Origin of the sequence: Rhizobium sp. WW_1 (assembly GCF_003610155.1) — a bacterium.
Classification (GTDB): domain Bacteria; phylum Pseudomonadota; class Alphaproteobacteria; order Rhizobiales; family Rhizobiaceae; genus Rhizobium; species Rhizobium tropici_A.
In genome coordinates this window covers 1,403,764-1,421,734 of sequence record NZ_RAIN01000001.1, presented here as the reverse complement: position 1 = coordinate 1,421,734, position 17,971 = coordinate 1,403,764, and the positions used below count along the sequence as shown (strand labels likewise).

At 62.0% G+C, this 17,971-nt stretch carries 18 protein-coding genes; 13 read left to right on the top strand and 5 right to left on the bottom strand.

Annotated features, from left to right (window positions below; all coding sequences use genetic code 11):
• Positions 1 to 13 precede the first annotated feature (13 nt).
• The 8 genes from cpaB (at position 14) to BJ928_RS06845 (ending at position 8,816) form a co-directional block, all read left to right on the top strand.
• A complete protein-coding gene (cpaB, locus tag BJ928_RS06880; RefSeq protein WP_047635037.1) occupies positions 14 to 829 on the top strand; it encodes a Flp pilus assembly protein CpaB in 816 nt (271 codons plus the stop codon).
• A 14-nt stretch (positions 830 to 843) separates the two neighbouring features.
• Positions 844 to 2,376 (top strand): type II and III secretion system protein family protein, encoded by a 1,533-nt coding sequence (locus BJ928_RS06875; RefSeq protein ID WP_047634975.1) that lies wholly within the window; start codon positions 844 to 846, stop codon positions 2,374 to 2,376.
• Between the two features lie 53 nt (positions 2,377 to 2,429).
• Complete coding sequence (locus tag BJ928_RS06870) at positions 2,430 to 3,167, top strand: CpaD family pilus assembly protein (RefSeq protein WP_047634977.1); 738 nt, start codon at positions 2,430 to 2,432, stop codon at positions 3,165 to 3,167.
• A gap of 31 nt (positions 3,168 to 3,198) precedes the next feature.
• On the top strand, positions 3,199 to 4,470 hold the full coding sequence (locus BJ928_RS06865) for a CpaE family protein (RefSeq protein ID WP_047634979.1): 1,272 nt from the start codon (positions 3,199 to 3,201) through the stop codon (positions 4,468 to 4,470).
• Between the two features lie 80 nt (positions 4,471 to 4,550).
• Entirely contained in the window at positions 4,551 to 6,035 is a 1,485-nt protein-coding gene (locus BJ928_RS06860) for a CpaF family protein (RefSeq protein ID WP_047634980.1), read from the top strand.
• Between the two features lie 8 nt (positions 6,036 to 6,043).
• Positions 6,044 to 7,051: a type II secretion system F family protein gene (locus BJ928_RS06855; RefSeq protein ID WP_047634981.1), complete on the top strand. Its 1,008-nt coding sequence runs from the start codon at positions 6,044 to 6,046 to the stop codon at positions 7,049 to 7,051.
• 20 nt (positions 7,052 to 7,071) lie between these two features.
• A complete protein-coding gene (locus BJ928_RS06850; protein WP_047634982.1) occupies positions 7,072 to 8,049 on the top strand; it encodes a type II secretion system F family protein in 978 nt (325 codons plus the stop codon).
• Positions 8,050 to 8,171: 122 nt separating this feature from the next.
• A complete protein-coding gene (locus BJ928_RS06845) occupies positions 8,172 to 8,816 on the top strand; it encodes a LysE family transporter (RefSeq protein WP_047634984.1) in 645 nt (214 codons plus the stop codon).
• A gap of 94 nt (positions 8,817 to 8,910) precedes the next feature.
• Here the strand turns inward: BJ928_RS06845 and BJ928_RS06840 are convergent, their stop codons facing one another.
• The gene (locus BJ928_RS06840; RefSeq protein ID WP_047634986.1) at positions 8,911 to 9,741 is read right to left on the bottom strand and encodes a tetratricopeptide repeat protein; all 831 of its coding nucleotides are present in this window, start codon (positions 9,739 to 9,741) and stop codon (positions 8,911 to 8,913) included.
• A gap of 164 nt (positions 9,742 to 9,905) precedes the next feature.
• Here BJ928_RS06840 and BJ928_RS06835 point away from each other — a divergent pair, with 164 nt between their 5' ends.
• The 4 genes from BJ928_RS06835 to BJ928_RS06820 all read left to right on the top strand — a co-directional run bounded on the left by BJ928_RS06835 (position 9,906) and on the right by BJ928_RS06820 (position 13,131).
• Positions 9,906 to 11,297, top strand: coding sequence for a M17 family metallopeptidase (locus tag BJ928_RS06835; protein ID WP_047634988.1), 1,392 nt, complete (start codon positions 9,906 to 9,908; stop codon positions 11,295 to 11,297).
• A 306-nt stretch (positions 11,298 to 11,603) separates the two neighbouring features.
• The gene (locus BJ928_RS06830; protein ID WP_047634989.1) at positions 11,604 to 11,948 is read left to right on the top strand and encodes a MarR family winged helix-turn-helix transcriptional regulator; all 345 of its coding nucleotides are present in this window, start codon (positions 11,604 to 11,606) and stop codon (positions 11,946 to 11,948) included.
• A 15-nt stretch (positions 11,949 to 11,963) separates the two neighbouring features.
• Entirely contained in the window at positions 11,964 to 12,818 is an 855-nt protein-coding gene (locus tag BJ928_RS06825; protein ID WP_047634991.1) for an NlpC/P60 family protein, read from the top strand.
• A 73-nt stretch (positions 12,819 to 12,891) separates the two neighbouring features.
• Positions 12,892 to 13,131 carry a hypothetical protein gene (locus BJ928_RS06820; RefSeq protein WP_047634993.1) on the top strand — a complete coding sequence of 80 codons (240 nt, stop codon included), beginning with the start codon at positions 12,892 to 12,894 and terminating at the stop codon, positions 13,129 to 13,131.
• A 36-nt stretch (positions 13,132 to 13,167) separates the two neighbouring features.
• Here the strand turns inward: BJ928_RS06820 and BJ928_RS06815 are convergent, their stop codons facing one another.
• Positions 13,168 to 14,094, bottom strand: a complete 927-nt coding sequence (locus tag BJ928_RS06815) for a DMT family transporter (protein ID WP_047634994.1) — start codon at positions 14,092 to 14,094, stop codon at positions 13,168 to 13,170.
• A 124-nt stretch (positions 14,095 to 14,218) separates the two neighbouring features.
• Here BJ928_RS06815 and BJ928_RS06810 point away from each other — a divergent pair, with 124 nt between their 5' ends.
• Positions 14,219 to 14,698, top strand: coding sequence for an Lrp/AsnC family transcriptional regulator (locus BJ928_RS06810; RefSeq protein ID WP_047634996.1), 480 nt, complete (start codon positions 14,219 to 14,221; stop codon positions 14,696 to 14,698).
• Between the two features lie 12 nt (positions 14,699 to 14,710).
• Here BJ928_RS06810 and BJ928_RS06805 read toward each other — a convergent pair whose 3' ends face one another.
• From BJ928_RS06805 to BJ928_RS06795, 3 genes are read right to left on the bottom strand one after another with little or no spacing between them, the layout of a single operon-like run.
• Positions 14,711 to 16,102 carry an amidase gene (locus BJ928_RS06805; protein ID WP_047634998.1) on the bottom strand — a complete coding sequence of 464 codons (1,392 nt, stop codon included), beginning with the start codon at positions 16,100 to 16,102 and terminating at the stop codon, positions 14,711 to 14,713.
• A 23-nt stretch (positions 16,103 to 16,125) separates the two neighbouring features.
• Positions 16,126 to 16,992, bottom strand: coding sequence for an ABC transporter permease (locus tag BJ928_RS06800; RefSeq protein WP_047635000.1), 867 nt, complete (start codon positions 16,990 to 16,992; stop codon positions 16,126 to 16,128).
• Positions 16,989 to 17,942 (bottom strand): ABC transporter permease, encoded by a 954-nt coding sequence (locus tag BJ928_RS06795; protein ID WP_047635039.1) that lies wholly within the window; start codon positions 17,940 to 17,942, stop codon positions 16,989 to 16,991. The genes BJ928_RS06800 and BJ928_RS06795 overlap by 4 nt, the downstream gene beginning before the upstream one ends.
• Between the last annotated feature and the right edge of the window lie 29 nt (positions 17,943 to 17,971).

Sequence of the window (17,971 nt, the reverse complement as noted above, 5' to 3'; positions counted from 1 at the left end):
CCAAGGAATGATCATGAAACCCGCTCGCATAATGATACTCGCAGTGGCAGCCATCGCGGCCGGGATGGCCGGTCTGCTCGCGATGCGTCTTGCGGGGTCGCGCAATATTGTTCCCCAGCAGATTGCAGCGGTGGTGGAGAAGGAGGCGACGGTCAATGTCCTCGTTGCCGGTGCGAATCTGCCCGTTGGCTCGCGTTTGGGCGCACAATCAATTCATTGGATGCCCTGGCCGGAAAGCGGCATCGTAAATGGCTTCATCACCGAGCGCCAGCGGCCCGATGCGCTGAAAGATCTGAACGGCGCGGTTGTTCGCCTGCCGATATTCGAGGGTGAGCCGATCCGTGAGGAAAAGGTCGCCGATTCCAACAGCCGTATCCTGTCTTCATTGCTGCCGGCCGGTAAGCGCGCCGTCGCCACAGAGATTTCCGTCGCCACCGGCGCCGGCGGCTTCATCCTTCCGAATGACCGTGTTGACGTCATCATGGTGCGCAAGGGATCGCAGCAGCAGCTCGTCACCGAAACCGTACTCAGCAACGTTCGTGTCCTGGCCGTCGATCAGCAGATCGAGGAAAAGCAGGATGGAAGCAAGGCTGCGGTCGGCGCAACTGCGACGCTGGAGCTGACGCCGGACCAGACCAAGGTCCTGGCCGTCGCGCACCAGATGGCCGATCGCCTGACGCTGGCCCTGCGCTCCGTTGCCGACGCGCAGCAGCCCGACACGACGGCCGCCGATTATCTGCTCGCTGGCGACAATGGCGGCGGCATGATCCAAGTCATCAAGTCGGGAGCGATCGTGACCGACGGCCCGAGCGGGCCGAAACCGCAGTGAGAAGGGGCGAGACCATGTTCAAGACAAGCAAGAAAGCCAGCCTTCCTCTCGCAGCCGTTCTTTCCTTTTCGGTTGCCTTTGCAGGTTTGCCCCTGGCCGATATTCCCGCCCTGCTGCGCACGCCATCGGCCTTCGCCGGCGGCTCCGACAGTATCGTCACCATAGCCGGCCTTGGCACGAAGCGCACCCTGAAGCTCGGGCTCAACAAGGCACTTGTCGTCGATCTCCCGGCCGACGCACACGATATCCTCGTTTCCGATCCCAAGATGGCGGATGCGGTGACGCGAACCTCGCGTCGCATCTACCTTTTCGGCAAGACGGTCGGTCAGACCAACATCTTCATTTTCGGCGCCGATGGCAAGGAGATCGTCAGCCTTGATCTGCAGATCGAGCGCGACATTGCCGGCCTGCAGGACAATATCAAGCGCTTCATTCCGGACTCCGACATCAGCGTCGAGATCATCTCCGACAACATCGTCCTCACCGGCATGGTGCGCACACCGCAGGATTCGATCCGCGCCCAGCAGCTCGCCCAGGCCTTCCTGAAAGGCGGCGAAGCGACGACGCGAAACCAGACTGCCTCCGGCAGCGGCGACAACAACGCAGTCGCCATTTTCGCCGAAGGGCGACAGACGTCGCAGATTGTCAATATGCTGCAGATCGAAGGCGAAGATCAGGTAACGCTCAAGGTGACTGTCGCCGAAATCAAGCGCAGCGTCCTGAAGCAGATCGGTTTCGATAACCTGGTCAGCAACTCCTCGGGCCTGGGCGTGGCGCAACTCGGTAACATCGGCAATAGCGGAACGACGAACTTCCTCGGAGTAAATGGAGACCCGACGAATGCCACCGGCGCCGGCGGCATCTCCACGCTCTTCAAATATGCTCTCGGCAAATACAATATCAGTACTTACCTGAACGCTCTCGAACAGGCCGGCGCCGTGCGCACCCTGGCAGAGCCGACACTGACGGCGATTTCGGGACAGGCCGCGACCTTCAATTCCGGCGGTCAGACGCTCTATTCTACGACTGACAAGGACGGCAATACGACGATCACGCCCTATACCTACGGTATAACGCTGGCTTTCACGCCTGTCGTTCTTGCCGGCGGGCGCATCAGCCTGCATGTGCAGACACAGGTTTCCGAACCCGTCGCATCATCGGCAACCCCGACTTACAATCAGCGCGCTGCCAATACTTCCGTCGAGCTGCCATCAGGCGGATCGATCGCTCTTGCCGGCCTGCTGAGCGACAGCGTGCAGCAGACGACCTCCGGAACGCCGGGCGCATCGAAGATACCCATCCTGGGTGCCCTGTTCCGTCAGAAGAGCTTCGAGCGGGATGAGAGCGAGCTTGTGATCATTGCAACGCCCTACCTCGTGCGGCCAGTCGCGCGCGAGAAGCTTGCTCGTCCTGACGATAATTTTTCGCCGCCGAACGATGCCGGCGTCTTCTTCATGAACCGTGTCAACAAGATCTACGGCCGCAAGGATGGTCCGCCGGTCGCCGACGCCGATTTCCATGGCACAGTCGGCTTCATCTACAAGTGAGGAGCGGGATCGTGACAGCAGCCTTTTCAACGAGCTTAGCGAGAGATCAAAAGATGGTCAGCCCCAAAAGCAATGCGCCTCGCAGCGTCCGGCCACGCTTCTCGAAACCGATGCTGATCGCTCCGGTCCTGGCTCTGATATCGGCTGTCAGCGGCTGCGCCGGCTCCCCGGACGGCATGGCGACGAGCGCCATCAGGGACGATTACCGTCAGCGCCATCCCATCGTGCTCACAGAAAAGGAGCACAGCGTCGACATCCCCGTCGCTGTCAGCGATCGGCACCTGACGACAGGCATGCGCGACATGGTTCGCGGTTTCGTGCAGGATTATCGTGCCCATGCAAGCGGCACGGTGGAAATCCTGTCGCCGCGGCAATCGGAAAATGCGCTGGCCGCATCGGCACTCAACTCGCAGATCCGTCGGGAACTGGTGACGAGCGGCATTCCGTCGGGGCGGATCGTCAACACCTATTATGCGGCGAACGGCCCCGGCGATGCGGCGCCGATCCGCCTGCGCTTCTCGGCAACGACGGCAGCCACCAACGCCTGCGGCCAATGGCCGGACGACCTCGCCGATAACGCCTTCGACAATCAGAACTATTACAATTTCGGCTGCGCCACCCAGCAAAATCTGGCAGCGCAGGTCGCCAATCCGACCGATCTGATCTCGCCGCGCGCGATGACGCCGATCGATGCCGATCAGCGTAGCAAGGTCATCAACGATTATCGTACGGGTGCGACCCCCACCAGCACGGCTTCGGTCGGCGGCTTCGGTGGCGGAAGCGGAAATTGAATGCAATGGGCCGGCGCAACGGGATGAAATCATGAACGCCATCGAATACGACATCGGCTCCACTGCCGCGGAAGCGGAGGAGGCCCCGCGCTCGGGCAATCTCGACAATCTGCGGCCGCTGCCGCGCATATCCATACACGCCTTCTGCGAAAGCGAGCAGTTGCAGCAGGTGATGGACCAGTGCGCCAATGATCGACGCATGTCCAAGGTCAGCCTCCGGATTACCAGCGGTAGCGTTGCAGCCGCGGCGAACATGTTCGCTTCGACGCCGACCCCGAATCTCATCATCCTGGAGACCCGCGCCAATCCCCGCAGCCTGCTGGCGGAACTCGAGCCACTCGCCGCCGTCTGCGATCCGAGCACCAAGGTCATCGTCGTCGGCTATCACAACGATATCGGCCTCTACCGGGAGCTCATCCGCAACGGCATCTCCGAATATATCGTGCAGCCGACCGACATGCTCGACCTGATGACGGCGATGGCGTCGATCTTCATCGATCCCGATGCCGAACCGCTTGGCCGCAGCATTGCTTTCATCGGCGCCAAGGGCGGTGTAGGCGCGTCCACTATTGCCCATAATTGCGCCTTTGGAATTTCCAGCCTCTTTTCGACCGAAACCATCCTTGCCGATCTCGATCTGCCCTACGGCACCGCCAATATCGATTTCGATCAGGACCCCGCCCAGGGGATTGCGGAGGCCGTCTATGCGCCGGAACGCCTGGACGAAGTCTTCCTGGACCGATTGCTGACCAAATGCTCCCAGCATCTGTCACTGCTTGCGGCACCCTCGATGCTGGATCGCGCCTATGACTTCGAAGGGCAGGCTTTCCTGCCGGTGCTTGACGTTATGCAGCGCAGCGCGCCGGTGGCGGTCCTCGACGTGCCGCATGTCTGGACGGAGTGGACGCGCTCGGTGCTCGGCGCCGTCGATGAGGTCGTCATCTGCGCGGCACCCGATCTCGCCAATCTGCGCAATGCCAAGAACCTGATCGATGCGTTGCGCAGGCTGCGGCCCAACGACAAGGCGCCGCACCTCATTCTCAATCAGGTCGGCATGCCGAAACGCCCGGAGATCAACCCTTCGGAGTTCTGTGCCCCGCTGGAGACCGACCCGATCGCCATCATTCCCTTTGACATCAACCTGTTCGGCAATGCAGCCAACAGCGGACAAATGATTTCCGAGACCGATCCGAAGTCGCCGATCGCGGAGACCTTCTCGCAGATATCGCACATCGTCACCGGGCGTGTTGCTTTGAAGAAGGCAAGAAAGGGCGGTTTGCTTGGCCTTTTGAAGCGAAAGTAAGTGTTTGATTTCGCGCGGGCTTCCGAAAGTTGGATCTTTCGCGAAGGTCGTGCGGCAGCAGTAGAATTGGAAACAAAGACATGTTTGGCAAGCGCGGAAGTGAAGGTCCTGCAAAGAGCGGCGGCGTAACGCCTCCGCCGGCACAGGTGCGTGCGCCCGCCGCTGCGAGTGGGCCAACGGCGCCGGCCGTGCTGATCGAGCCGTCGCGCGATACCGCGCAGCCGCGTCAGCAGGTAGTCCCGCCGTCGATGCAGACGCCCAGCCGGCGTCGGACCGCGCGCACCGAAGAATATTACGACACCAAGTCGCAAGTGTTCTCCGCGCTCATCGACACGATCGACCTGTCGCAACTTTCCAAGCTCGGCAACGAGGCCGCACGTGAGGAAATCCGCGATATCGTCAACGATATCATCACCATCAAGAATTTCGCGATGTCGATCTCCGAGCAGGAGGAGTTGCTCGAGGACATCTGCAACGACGTGCTTGGCTATGGTCCGCTGGAGCCGCTGCTCGCTCGCGACGATATCGCCGACATCATGGTCAACGGTTCCGGCCAGACCTTTATCGAAGTCGGCGGTAAGACGGTCGAATCCGAAATCCGCTTCCGCGACAATGCGCAGCTTCTTTCGATCTGCCAGCGCATCGTCAGCCAGGTCGGCCGCCGCGTCGATGAATCCAGTCCTATCTGCGATGCGCGCCTGCCCGACGGCTCGCGCGTCAACGTCATTGCCCCGCCGCTGGCGATCGACGGCCCCGCGCTGACCATTCGTAAATTCAAGAAGGACAAGCTGACCCTCGACCAGCTTGTGCGCTTCGGCGCCATCACGCCGCAAGGTGCGACGCTGCTGCAGATCATCGGCCGGGTACGTTGCAATGTCGTCATTTCAGGCGGTACGGGCTCGGGCAAGACGACGCTGCTGAACTGCCTCACCAACTATATCGACCGTGACGAACGCGTCATCACCTGCGAAGACACGGCCGAACTGCAGTTGCAGCAGCCGCATGTCGTCCGTCTCGAAACCCGGCCGCCGAATATCGAAGGCGAGGGCGAGATCACCATGCGCGATCTGGTCAAGAACTGCCTGCGTATGCGCCCCGAACGCATCATCGTCGGCGAAGTGCGCGGACCGGAGGTTTTCGACCTGTTGCAGGCGATGAATACCGGTCACGACGGCTCCATGGGCACGATCCACGCCAATACGCCGCGCGAATGCCTCAGCCGCATGGAATCGATGATTGCCATGGGTGGTTTCAGCCTACCGGCCAAGACCGTGCGTGAGATCATTTCGAGCTCTGTCGACGTCGTCGTTCAGGCTGCGCGCCTGCGTGACGGTTCGCGCCGGATCACCCAGATCACCGAGGTGGTCGGCATGGAAGGCGACGTAATCATCACCCAGGATCTGATGCGCTACGAGATCGAGGGCGAAGATGCAAACGGCCGGATCATCGGCCGGCACGTCTCCACTGGCATCGGCAAGCCGCATTTCTGGGATCGTGCTCGCTACTATAACGAGGAGCGTCGCCTGGCAGCCGCTCTCGATGAGATGGAACAGAAGGCGCAATAGGAACGACGATGTTCGGTATCGATCCCATAGTGCTGTTGATTGTGCTGCTGACGGCGGTCTCTGCTGCCGCAGTCTGCTATGGCATCCTTTATTCGCGGATCGAAACACAGAAGAAGACGGAAAGCCGGGTCAACCGGGTCAAGCAGGCCGAGACCGACCGCGTCAAGGTCAAGGTAGCGCGCGATCGCGTCCAGGAAATGTCGAAGCGCCGCAAATCGGTGCAAGAGACTTTGAAGGATCTGGAACGGCGCCAGTCCGAAAACGCGAAAAAGAAGCAATCGCTGAAAGCGCGCCTGGTGCAGGCTGGCCTGTCGTTGACGCCGTCGCGCTTCTACATCTTCAGCGTGCTGTTCGGCATTTTCGTCACGCTGGTCTTTTTCATCGTCGGCGTGCCGCCCCTCGTCATCTTGGGCATGTTCGTCGCTACCGCCTTCGGCCTGCCGCGCTGGGTCGTCGGCTTTCTCATCAAGCGCCGGCAGGCGAAATTTCTCGATGAGTTTCCGAATACGCTCGACCTTATCACCCGCTCCCTTCGCTCGGGCCTGCCGCTCAATGATGCCGTCCGGCTTGTGGCGGCCGAGGCACGCGAACCGGTCAAGACGGAATTCCGGCGCGTGGTCGAGGCGCAGCAGGTCGGTCTCAGCATGGCGGAGGCCTGTGCACGCATCGCGAACTATATGCCGCTGCAGGAAGTGAACTTCTTCTCGATCGTCATCGCAATCCAGGCCCAGGCAGGCGGCAACCTGTCCGAAGCCTTGGGCAACCTTTCGAAGGTGTTGCGCGAACGCAAGAAGATGAAGGCGAAGGTCAAGGCGCTGTCGATGGAAGCCAAGGCGTCAGCCGTCATCATCGGCGCTCTGCCCTTCATCGTCATGACGCTCGTCTATATCACGTCGCCGCAATACATGATGATCCTGTTCACCGACCCGCGCGGCCATCTGATCATGATCGCCGCCGCCGTCTGGATGTCGATCGGCATCTTCATCATGCGCAACATGGTCAATTTCGAGATCTGAGTGAAGGGAGCCGTCTAGTCATGTCCGATTTGGCCTCCAATTTGACCGATCCCGGTACCCTTCTCGCTATCGTGGTTGCGGTTGCCGTATTTGCGACCTTATACACGATCGCCATACCGATGCTGGAGCGCGGCGACCTCAACAAGCGCATGAAGGCGGTGTCGACGGAGCGTGAGCAGCTCCGCGCCCGCGAGCGCGCACGATTGAGCGCCGATGGCGGCAAGGCGTCGCTGCGCAGCCACAAGAATAGAAATGCCAGGCAGATCGTCGAGCGCTTCAACCTGCGCAACGCGCTCGTCGACGCCAATACCGTCAATCGACTGCGCACTGCGGGCCTGCGCTCGGAAAACGCCTTGAATATATTCTTGGTAGCCCGATTCCTGCTGCCGTTCCTGTTCCTGGCCGTTGCGATTCTCTTGGTCTTCGGTCTCGGTTATTTTGCCTCGAGGCCGCTGCCGATCCGCCTGCTCGGCGTCATCCTTTTTGCCTATTTCGGTTTCTATGCGCCGAACATCTATATTTCCAATCTGGTGACCAAGCGGCAGAAGTCGATCAAGCGCGCCTGGCCGGACGCTCTCGACCTGATGCTGATCTGCGTGGAGTCGGGCATTTCAATCGAGGCCGGCATGCATCGCGTCTCGGAGGAAATGGCGGAGCAATCCCCGGCACTGGCCGAGGAAATGGTACTGACCACGGCCGAACTTTCCTTCCTGCCGGATCGCCGCACGGCCTTCGACAATCTTGCAGCACGTACGCAGATCGAACTCGTCAAATCGGTGACGCAAGCCCTCATTCAGGCCGAACGCTACGGCACCCCGCTCTCGCAGGCGCTGCGCGTCATGGCGCAGGAAGGCCGCGACGAGCGCATGAACGAGGCGGAAAAGAAGGCAGCCGCGCTGCCGCCGAAGCTGACCGTGCCGATGATCATCTTCTTCCTGCCTGTTTTGATGGCCGTCATTCTCGGTCCGGCAATCATCCAGGCGATGGACAAGTTCTGATCTGCCGGCTTGCCGGCGGCATTCCGCATGATTAATCTCTCACGCAATGCTGCCGATAGCGCCCGCCGCACCATTTCCGTAATGCGCCGGGCGGTCGTGTCGGCCCTGTTGGGAGGTTCTGCATGTCATCCCTGGTAATATTTCTCAGCGTCATCGCGGCGGTTTTCATCGGGGCGGTCAGTCCCGGTCCGAGCTTCGTGCTGGTTTCGCGCATTGCCGTCTCCCGTTCGCGCAAGGCTGGCCTTGCTGCAGCCTTCGGCATGGGAACGGGCAGCGTCATCTTCGCGACCCTGGCTCTGTTCGGCCTCAGCGCGTTGCTCATGAAAGTCGAATGGCTGTATCTCGCGCTGAAAATCGGCGGCGGTCTCTATCTGATCTATGTCGGCATCCGCATCTGGCGCAGCGCCGCAGACGATCTTCCGATGGATGCGCCGGCGACGCCCGCAGCGAGCGGTATTAGGCGCAACTTTCTCTTTGCGCTGGGAACGCAGCTCAGCAATCCGAAGACTGCCATTTTCTACGGCAGTATTTTCGCCGCCCTTCTGCCGGCGGCCCCGGCACCCTGGCTGCTGTTTACGGTCCCGCCCGCAGTCTTCCTGGTCGAAGTCGGCTGGTATACGGTGGTGACGCTGGCCTTCTCCTCCAACCGTCCGCGTGCGCTCTATGTCGGCTCCAAGCTCTGGATCGATAGGGTGGCGGGTGCGGTCATCGGCGCACTTGGCGCGCGGCTGGTGGCTGAGGGCCTGCCGCGGCATATCTGGCGGTAAGTATCCGGGCCGATCGAACCTTCGCCGGCATTGCACGGCGTTCGATCCCTGTCCGAACAAGCCCCTGTCGGCAGCGTCCCGGGTTCTCCCGGCTTTACTGCTGGACGACCTTTCTCGTGTCGTTGCCGGCAGCAAGCTTCTGCCAGGAGTTCTGCTGCGCCAGCATGCCGCGCAGATAGGCGACATTGGCGTTCGCCTGTTGCGGCGTCAGTTCCTGGCGGGCGATCTGTTCGGCTTCGGCAAAGCGGCCCTGCAGCCCGACGACAAGCGCGAGATTCTGCCGTACGCGGCTATCGGCGCCCGGTTGGGCGACAGCGGTACGGAGATAGCTTTCGGCATTCTTGAGATCGCCCGTCAGCACGTAGGACATGCCGAGATTGGAAAGGATGGTGGGCTCGTTGGGAGCGAGTACCAGCGCGTCCCGATATTTCGCCCGTGCGTCAGTGGCGCGCCCCAGCTGATCGAGGATGGCGCCCTGGGCTGAAACCAGACGCCAATCCGGCCGATCCGGAAGCTGGGCGCGATCGATGGTCGACAGCGCCTCGTCCAGCTGGCCCGCCGCCGCCTGCGCCTTGCCGTAGGCCGCCAGCACGCCGCGATCGCTCGGATTGGCGATCGCCACCTGCTGCATGACGGCAAGGGCCTGATCGTTGCGGCCGCTCATGCGAAGCGCGTTGGCATAATTGACGCCGGCATCGCGATCCTTAGGATTGGCGTCATAGGCCTTGCCATACGCCGCGGTTGCCTGAGCCAGATCGGTGCTGTTCATCGTGTCGAGGGATTTCGACGTCGTGGGGATCGAGCCGGTCGTTATCCTGTCTTTCCCCGTCGTCGAGCAGCTCGCGAGCGCAAGCGCCAGAAGTGCGGCCGAGGCGCCCCGAAAAAGGAAGGTTCTGAGCAAAGACGTGGTTGAACGGGCGGACATGACGCTATCCCTGAATCCTTAAATCTTGCGTCCGGCCTAGAATCGGAACAGGGAAAGGTTCGACGCAATGTTCGCTCCAGCAATAATCTGTTAACCCTAACAGACGGTTAACTCTCGATTCCCTGAAGTCCCCGATTCCCTGAAGTCATCGTCAAAGGATAGTCATGGCCCCCTATCAATTCATCGAGCGCGCGACGCCTTTCAATTCGAAGGGCGGCGCGACCCTGCCGATCTTTGCCGTCACTCCGGCGCATGTCGAGACCGGCACCATCGACCCCATCGCGCTCGATTGGGCCCGCAAGGCTGGCTACAAGGCCGAAAGCGGCTCGTTGCTGCTGATTCCGACGGCTGAAGGGCATCTGGGCGGGGCCTTGTTCGGCCTCGGCTCCAATCCCTCGGAGCAACCCTTCCTGACGGGCAAGCTCGCACGCAGCCTGCCGGCCGGCGACTGGCACATCGAGACGGCGCCCCTGACGGCGAACCGGCTCTCGCTTGGCTTCGGTCTCGGCAGCTACCGCTTCGATCGCTATAAATCGGAAAAGGCGCCGGCGCCGACGCTGATGATCCCGCGCGATGCCGATGCCGCCGATATCAAACGCCAGCTCGCCGGCGTCTTCCTGGCCCGCGATCTCATCAACACGCCGACCAACGACATGGGACCGGAGCAGCTGGAAGCCGCCTTCCGGGCGCTCGCCCAACACTACAAGGCAGAAATGTCCGTCATCATTGGCGACGATCTGCTGAAGGAAAATTTCCCGCTCGTCCATACTGTCGGACGCGCCAGCGTCGACGCGCCGCGTCTTCTCGAAATGCGCTGGGGCAAGAAGGGCCATCGCCGCATCACGCTGGTCGGCAAGGGTGTCTGTTTCGACACCGGCGGCCTCGACATCAAGCCGGCATCCTCGATGCTGCTGATGAAAAAGGACATGGGCGGCGCCGCCAACGTTATGGGTCTGGCTCTGATGATCATGGACGCCAAGCTCAAGGTCGACCTGCGCGTCATCATTCCCGTCGTCGAGAACTCGATTTCGGCCAATGCCTTCCGCCCCGGCGATATCTATAGGAGCCGCAAGGGTCTCACGGTTCAGATCGACAATACCGATGCCGAGGGCAGGCTGATCCTCGCCGATGCGCTTGCCTATGCCGACGAGGACGCGCCGGATCTGATGATCGACATGGCGACGCTGACGGGCGCTGCCCGCGTCGCGCTCGGCCCCGACCTGCCGCCTTTCTTCACCGATGACAGCGAACTCGCCAACGATCTGACGGAAGCGAGCCTGGAGACGGACGATCCGCTGTGGCGCATGCCGCTCTACATGGGCTATGACAAGGATATCCGCACGAAATTTGCCGATATCACCAATGCCCCTGCCGGCGGCATGGCCGGCTCGATCACCGCCGCCCTGTTCCTGAAGCGCTTCGTGACGAAGACGCCGAGCTGGGCGCATTTCGACATTTTCGGCTGGGCACCGAGCGAACGGCCGCATTCCCCCGGCGGCGGCGAGGCGCAGGGGATTCGGGCGCTGTATCATCATATCAGGCAGAGCGTGCGGTAGATTGCCGTCGTTCCCTCTCCCCGCATTGCGGGGAGAGGGCTAGGGTGAGGGGCCAGGCGCACCGGTGCCACAGCGTTGATCCGGCCTGACCATCACCGGCAATGGGTTCGAAGAGACGGAGACTTTGATCTTTTCGTTACTTTCGAGAAAGCCCCTCATCCGAGCCCTCCACCTTTCGCTTCGCTCAACGTCTCGGTCTCACCTTCTCCCCGCAATGCGGGGAGAAGGGGTCGATGAATTCCCCTTGAATCTGCCACGATCTTGACCGAGACTGGAACGGCAGCGTAACGATTTTCGGGGTTGCCCTTGCCGCTAGATCTCTCTGCCTCGCAGGCTCTTGGCCTTTGGCATGGCGTGACGCTCGCTCAGGTGCGCCGCGAGGATCATGATTTGACGCTGCGGCAGACGGCGATCCTTCTGCAGATCTATCTCGTGCCGCCGCCGCATACGGTGCGCGGGCTTGCCGCTACGCTCGGCGTCACCAAGCCGGTCATCACCCGGGCGCTTGACACCATGGGCGAGATGGGATTGGTCGACCGCGTACGCGACGACCGCGACCGCCGCAATGTCATCATCAAGCGCACGGTCACCGGCGCGCTCTATCTGGAAAAACTCGGCGATCTCGTCATCGAGCATGGCCGCAAACTATAATCTGGGAATTCCGCCATGACGCTCGACCGCCGTCTCAATGCTTTCAGGCCAGATCTCGCCGAAGCCTCTCTCAAGGGCAGGGTCGAGGCCGAGCGCTTTGTCGAAGGCAGCAGCGCTCGCGTCGCCGTCCCGGTCATCGCCCTTCGGCCGAAGCCGGATCTTGCCGCGGGCATCGATACCGAGCTCCTGATGGGCGAAGAGGTGACAATTTTCGAGCGCCGCGACGGTTGGTGCTGGGTCAAGGCGCTGGCGGACGGTTATGTCGGCTATCTTCCCGAAACTGCGGTCAGGCAGGGCGCTGCAGCCCCGACCCATGTCGTCATTCCCCAGCGCACCTTCGTCTATCCCGAGCCGGAGCTGCGCAAGCCGCACGCGGCGATCCTGTCCATGGGCAGCCTCGTGCATGTTGTTGGCACGGCGGAGGCGCGCGGCAATCACTACGTCGTCCTGGAGGATGGCACCGCCATCTTCGCCAAGCATGTACAGCCGATCGGCGATAACAGGGGCGGCGATTTTGTCGACGTCGCCCTGCGCTTCCTGGAGACGCCCTATCTCTGGGGCGGCCGCTCGGGTCTCGGCATCGATTGCTCGGGCCTCGTGCAGCTGGCGCTGTCGATGACAGGCCGTTCTGCACCGCGCGATACCGACATGCAGGCCGTCGGCCTTGGCCAGCCGATCGATCGCGAGGAGTTGAAGCGCGGCGACTTCGTCTTCTGGAAGGGGCATGTCGCGATCATGGAAGACCCGGAAACTATCGTCCATGCCAACGGCCATACCATGACCGTCGCCCGTGAGAATTTCGCTGCCGCCGTCGAGCGCATTGGCTGGCTTTACGAACGTCCGACCGGCTATCGCCGCCTCATCGACTGATCGCCGATCGGAACCGACTTTCCGCTCGTTCGTTATCTCCTTGACCGAGATATGTTTTCGGAAGGAGACGACGATGCTCGTCACGGCCATGGAAAAGACGGTCCGGGATATCTTGCTCGACAACCATATGCGCAGAAGCGGCAAGATCGACCGGCTGCGCGAGCTGCGTAGCGAGGCTCGCGCCATCCAGCGCGCTGGCAGTGAAAGCGCGATGAGTGCGGACGATGGGCTTCAGGACGATTTGCGCGTGATTGAAAAGGCGCTGCACGATCTGGATGCCGATGTCTTGCACAAGGGCGCCGCAACCTTGTAGCCACGGCGCTTGCCATCATTTGTGACAGCGGTGGGTTTACGGTGTGCGAGGACGCGCGATCCAGATGCCGGCGACGATCACGATGCCGCCAAGCGCCTGCAGCAGGGTGACGTTCTCGCCGAACAGGAACCAGGCGAAAAGCGCCGCTGCGATCGATTCCAGGAAGATGACGAGCGAGGAAAAGACGGTCGGCAGTCTTCCGAGCGCCACCGAGAGCAGCCCCTGTCCGCCGGCATGGCTGATGAGGCCGAGCGCCAGAAGGACGCACCATCCCGAGATCGACTGCGGCAATATCCTCGGCTCGAAGAAGAAGGCGACGAGGAACAGCAGAGCCGACGTTATGATGCTGAGTTCGAAGGTGACGCGGGCGGCATTCGTCTTTGGACGGGCAGCGCCAACCGCCAGGAAATAAAGGCCGAAGAAGGCGCCGGTGATGATGGCAAGTGCATCGCCGACGGCACGATCCGGATTGAATGCCAGGCTCTGCACGACGAGCGCCGTGCCGCCCGCAAGGCAGACGAGGAGGCCGAGAAGCGTGGCGCGACTGACGCGCTGCCTCAAAAGAAGCCAGCCGAAGATGACGACCCAGAGCGGCGCCATCGTCGCAAAGAAGGTGGCGTTGGCAATCGTCGTCCGCATGATGGAGAGATGCCAGAAGAACAGGTCGCCCGTAAAAGCGATGCCGGCAAGAATGGTCGGCAGGGTGAAGCTGGCACGCGCCGCATTTGGTTCGGCAGCTTCCGCATAGCGCATCCATACCCAGAGGATCGGCAGCGCCAGAAAGACGCGCCAGAAGGCGCTGGCGAAAGGTCCGACATCGGCAAGGCGCACGAGGCTCGGCGAAATGCTCATCGCCAGCGCCGCGAGCAGCATCGCCACAACACCCAGCACGAAGCCCTTCGTATCGGCGCCTTCATTGAGGCTCGGGCTGCGCATATCGTATTCGGTGTCGGGCTGTGACATTCTTCTGCCTCTGCAAGTCAGTTGATTTGTGGCGCAAACCTAATACATGCGGAATGAGTATTTGGCTCCATTTTGACGGTTTTCATGCAATTTTGTTTCCTCTTTGCGGTAAGGATATATTGAAATGCGCAAATCCGCTGATCTCGATGAGTTCGACCTTGCAATTCTCGAGATTCTCCAGGCTGACAGCACGGTTCCGCAGCGCGAGATCGGCGAAAGGATCAACCTGTCGGCGCCGGCCGTACAGCGGCGCATCAAGCGGATGCAGGCGACCGGCGTCATTCAGGCCAATATCGCGGTGGTCGACCCGGCAGCTGTGGGCTTGCCGATCACCATCGTCGTCGAGGTTCATATCGCGAACGAACGCTATGACCTGATTAATGCGATCAAGCGCAGCTTCCAGGAAGCGCCAGAGGTGCAGCAATGCTACGGCGTCACGGGCGAGGCGGATTTCGTTCTCATTATCGTCGTTGCCAGCATGTCCGCCTATGAAGAGGTGGCGCGTCGTCTCTTCTACGACAATCCGAATGTCACGAAATTCAAGTCGCTCGTCACTATGGACCGGGTGAAGGTCGGCCTTTCCTTGCCATTGACGCGGGATTAGCCGGCTGCGGGTTCACCCCGGCCGCTTCGGCCAGTTTGTCACGCCGCCGCTCCAATTTTCATAAGCCTTGGAAAGGCGCAGCACCAGCATGTCGTCGAAGCGCGGGCCGACGATCTGCAGGCCGATCGGCATGCCGGAGCGGGAAAAGCCGCAATTGATCGACGAGGCCGGTTGCTCCGACATGTTCCACGGAACGGTGAAACCGACATGTTCGAAGGGCCGGGCGGGATCATTGGTGGGCGAGGCCCATTCGGCGGGATAGGAGACGATCGGGTTCGTCGGCGAAAGCACGGCGTCCACCTGTGTGAACAGTTTGCCGCAGCTCTTGCGCATCTCGATGGTCTGGTTGAAGCCGCGTACGGCATCGACGCCGCTGATCTCAGCACCACCCTTCGCCCAGCTATGGATATAGGGCAGGATTGCGCTGCGGCGTTCCTCGCTCAATCCCATGATGTCGCCCCAGAAGCGAGCGCGCCAAAAGACATCGAGCCCGTCAAGCATCTGTCGCGTCAGCACCGGCGCGACGTCGATGATGGTCGCGCCCGCTTCGTCGAAGCGTTTGGCGGCGGCAATGACCGCATCGCGCACCTCGTCATCGACGGGCAAACCACAGCCGGCATCCAGCATCAGGCCGATCCTCATGCCGCTGACGTCGATATCGAGATCCATCCAGTCGATCTCGTTCGGCGGCAGGCTGGTGCCGTCGCGCCAGTCGGGCCGCGAGAGTGTCGCCATGGAGAAGGCGGCATCCTCGACGGTGCGTGTCATTGGCCCGGCGCATCGACCGACATAATAGGGATCGACCGGGATGCGCCCATGGCTCGGCTTGAAGCCGAAAATGCCGGTCCAGCCCGCCGGCAGGCGCACCGAGCCACCGATATCGGTGCCGATATGCAGCGGTCCATAGCCGGCAGCCGCCGCCGCTGATGCGCCGGCGCTGGAACCGCCCGGATTCTGGCTCGGGTCCCACGGATTGCGGCTGAGCTTGTGAAAGCTGGAAAGGCCTGATGACAGCATGCCGTAATCCGGGCAGGTGGTTTTTGCGAAGATTACCGCGCCGTCCTCGCGCATGCGGGCGGCGATCGGCGCGTCCTCGGCGGCGGGAACGAGTTCGACGGCCGCCGTGCCGAGCGGCACCGGCTGGCCCTTGGTGGCAATCAATTCCTTCAGCGTCACGGGAATACCGTCCAAGGCCCCAAGCGGCGCCCCCTTCGCCCAGCGCTCCGTGGAGGCCGCCGCCTGCCTGCGGGCATCCTCGGGATCATAGGCATAGAGAGCAGCGATCGTCGGCTCCCATGCCTCGATATGCTCTTCAAGCGCCAGCCAGTATTCGCTGGGAGACAGGCTCTTGTCGGCAAATTTGCGTCTGAGGTCTTGGATGGAAAGATCGGTCGGTTCAGTCATGGCCTATTCTCTTCATGTCTCAATCAGCGCGTCGCCTCGCGGGGGTCGAGGAGATCGCGCAGCCCGTCGCCGAGCAGGTTGAAGCCGAGCACGGAGAGCGCGATGGCAAGCCCCGGCAAAAGAGCGAGCCACGGCGCGACGTGGAAATAGGTTTGTGCGTCAGCCAGCATCCGTCCCCAGGTGGGCGCCGGCGGCGGCACGCTCAGGCCCAGGAAGGCAAGGCCGGCCTCGGTCAGGATCGCAAGGCCGAGCTGGATCGTCGCCTGCACGATGATGCTGCCCATGATGTTCGGCAGGACATGGCGAAGCGTGATGGACAACTGCGTGTTGCCGATGGCCCGCGCCGCCAGCACATAGTCCCGGCTCCAGGCCTGCAGCGCCGAGCCGAGCGCGACACGGGCAAACACCGGCACCATGAAGACTGCGATGGCGATGATGGCCGTCATGCGCCCTGTCCCGAGGAACGCGCCGAGGATCATGGCCGAGAGGATCGGCGGCAGCGCAAAGATCACGTCGCAAGCGCGCATGACCAGTGCCTCGAACAGACCGCGTTGCGCAGCGGCGGTGACTCCGATGATCGTGCCCAGCGTCCCGCCGATCGCGACGGCCGAAACGGAGATCGACAGCGAGTTCCAGCAGCCCGCCATCAGCATCGACAGGACGTCGTGGCCGAGTTGATCGGTGCCGAGAAGACCGAAGCCGAAGGGCGGCTGCAGCTTGTGGGTGATCTGCATCTTCGCCGGCGGTACCGGCGTCCAGAACAGCGAGAGGATGGCGACGCCGACAAGCGCGAGGATGATGACGGCGCCGACAATCAGATTGGCCCGCCGCAATGCACGGAAGCGGCGGCGGGAAGGCTGGGCGGCAGCTGTTGCTTCGGCTGCAGTCATTGCGCGCCTCCCGCCCGCAGCCGCGGATCGATGGCGAGATAGGAGAGATCCACGAGGAAGTTCACGACGATGACGAGGCCGGCAAAGAACAGCACGACATCCTGCAGCACGATGATGTCGCGCTGGCTGAGTGCCTGATAGGCGAGGCGGCCGAGGCCGGGTAGGGTGAAGACGTTTTCGATCAGCACTGCGCCGGCGACCAGAAAGGTGAATTGCAACCCGAGGATGGTCAGCACCGGCACCAAAGCATTCGGCACCACATGCCCCCAGAGCACGCGGCTGCGGGATAAGCCCTTGGCGGTCGCCGTGCGGGCAAAATCCTCATGTAGCGTATCGAGCACCGCCGAGCGCGTCACCCGGGTCAGTACCGCCGCCTGCGGCAGCGCAAGGGCCACGGCGGGCAGCACGAGTGCTTTCAACGATGGCCACACGCCGTTGCTCCAGCCGGGAAAACCGCCGGCCGGCATCCAGCCGAGCGAGGTGGCAAACAGCAACACCAGCAGAAGACCGACCCAGAAGCCCGGCACGGCAATGCCCATCTGCGAAAACAGAGCGGCGAGGATATCGAAGAAACCGCCACGCCTGGCCGCTGCGGCGACCCCGAGCGGCACGGCAATGATGACGGACAGCAGAATGGCAAGCACCGCAAGCGGCAGGGTGACGGTGAGCCGCTCCGCAATGAGGCCGGCGACCGGCACGCCGTAGGTATAGGACGTGCCGAGATCGCCCGTCAGCGCGCCGGCAAGCCATTGCCCGTAGCGGATGATCAGCGGCTGGTCGAGGCCCATCTCATGCCGAAGCGCCGCCAGCGTTTCCGGTGTCACCGAGGTGCCGAGCGTGATCGCTGCCGGGTCGCCCGGCAGCAGCGCCATGACGGCAAAGACCAGCAGCGAGACGGCGATCAGCGTCAGCACAAGTCCGAAAATCCGGCGGGTGAGCAATACGATCATAGCAAGTCCATGGCCGATCACGCCGGCAT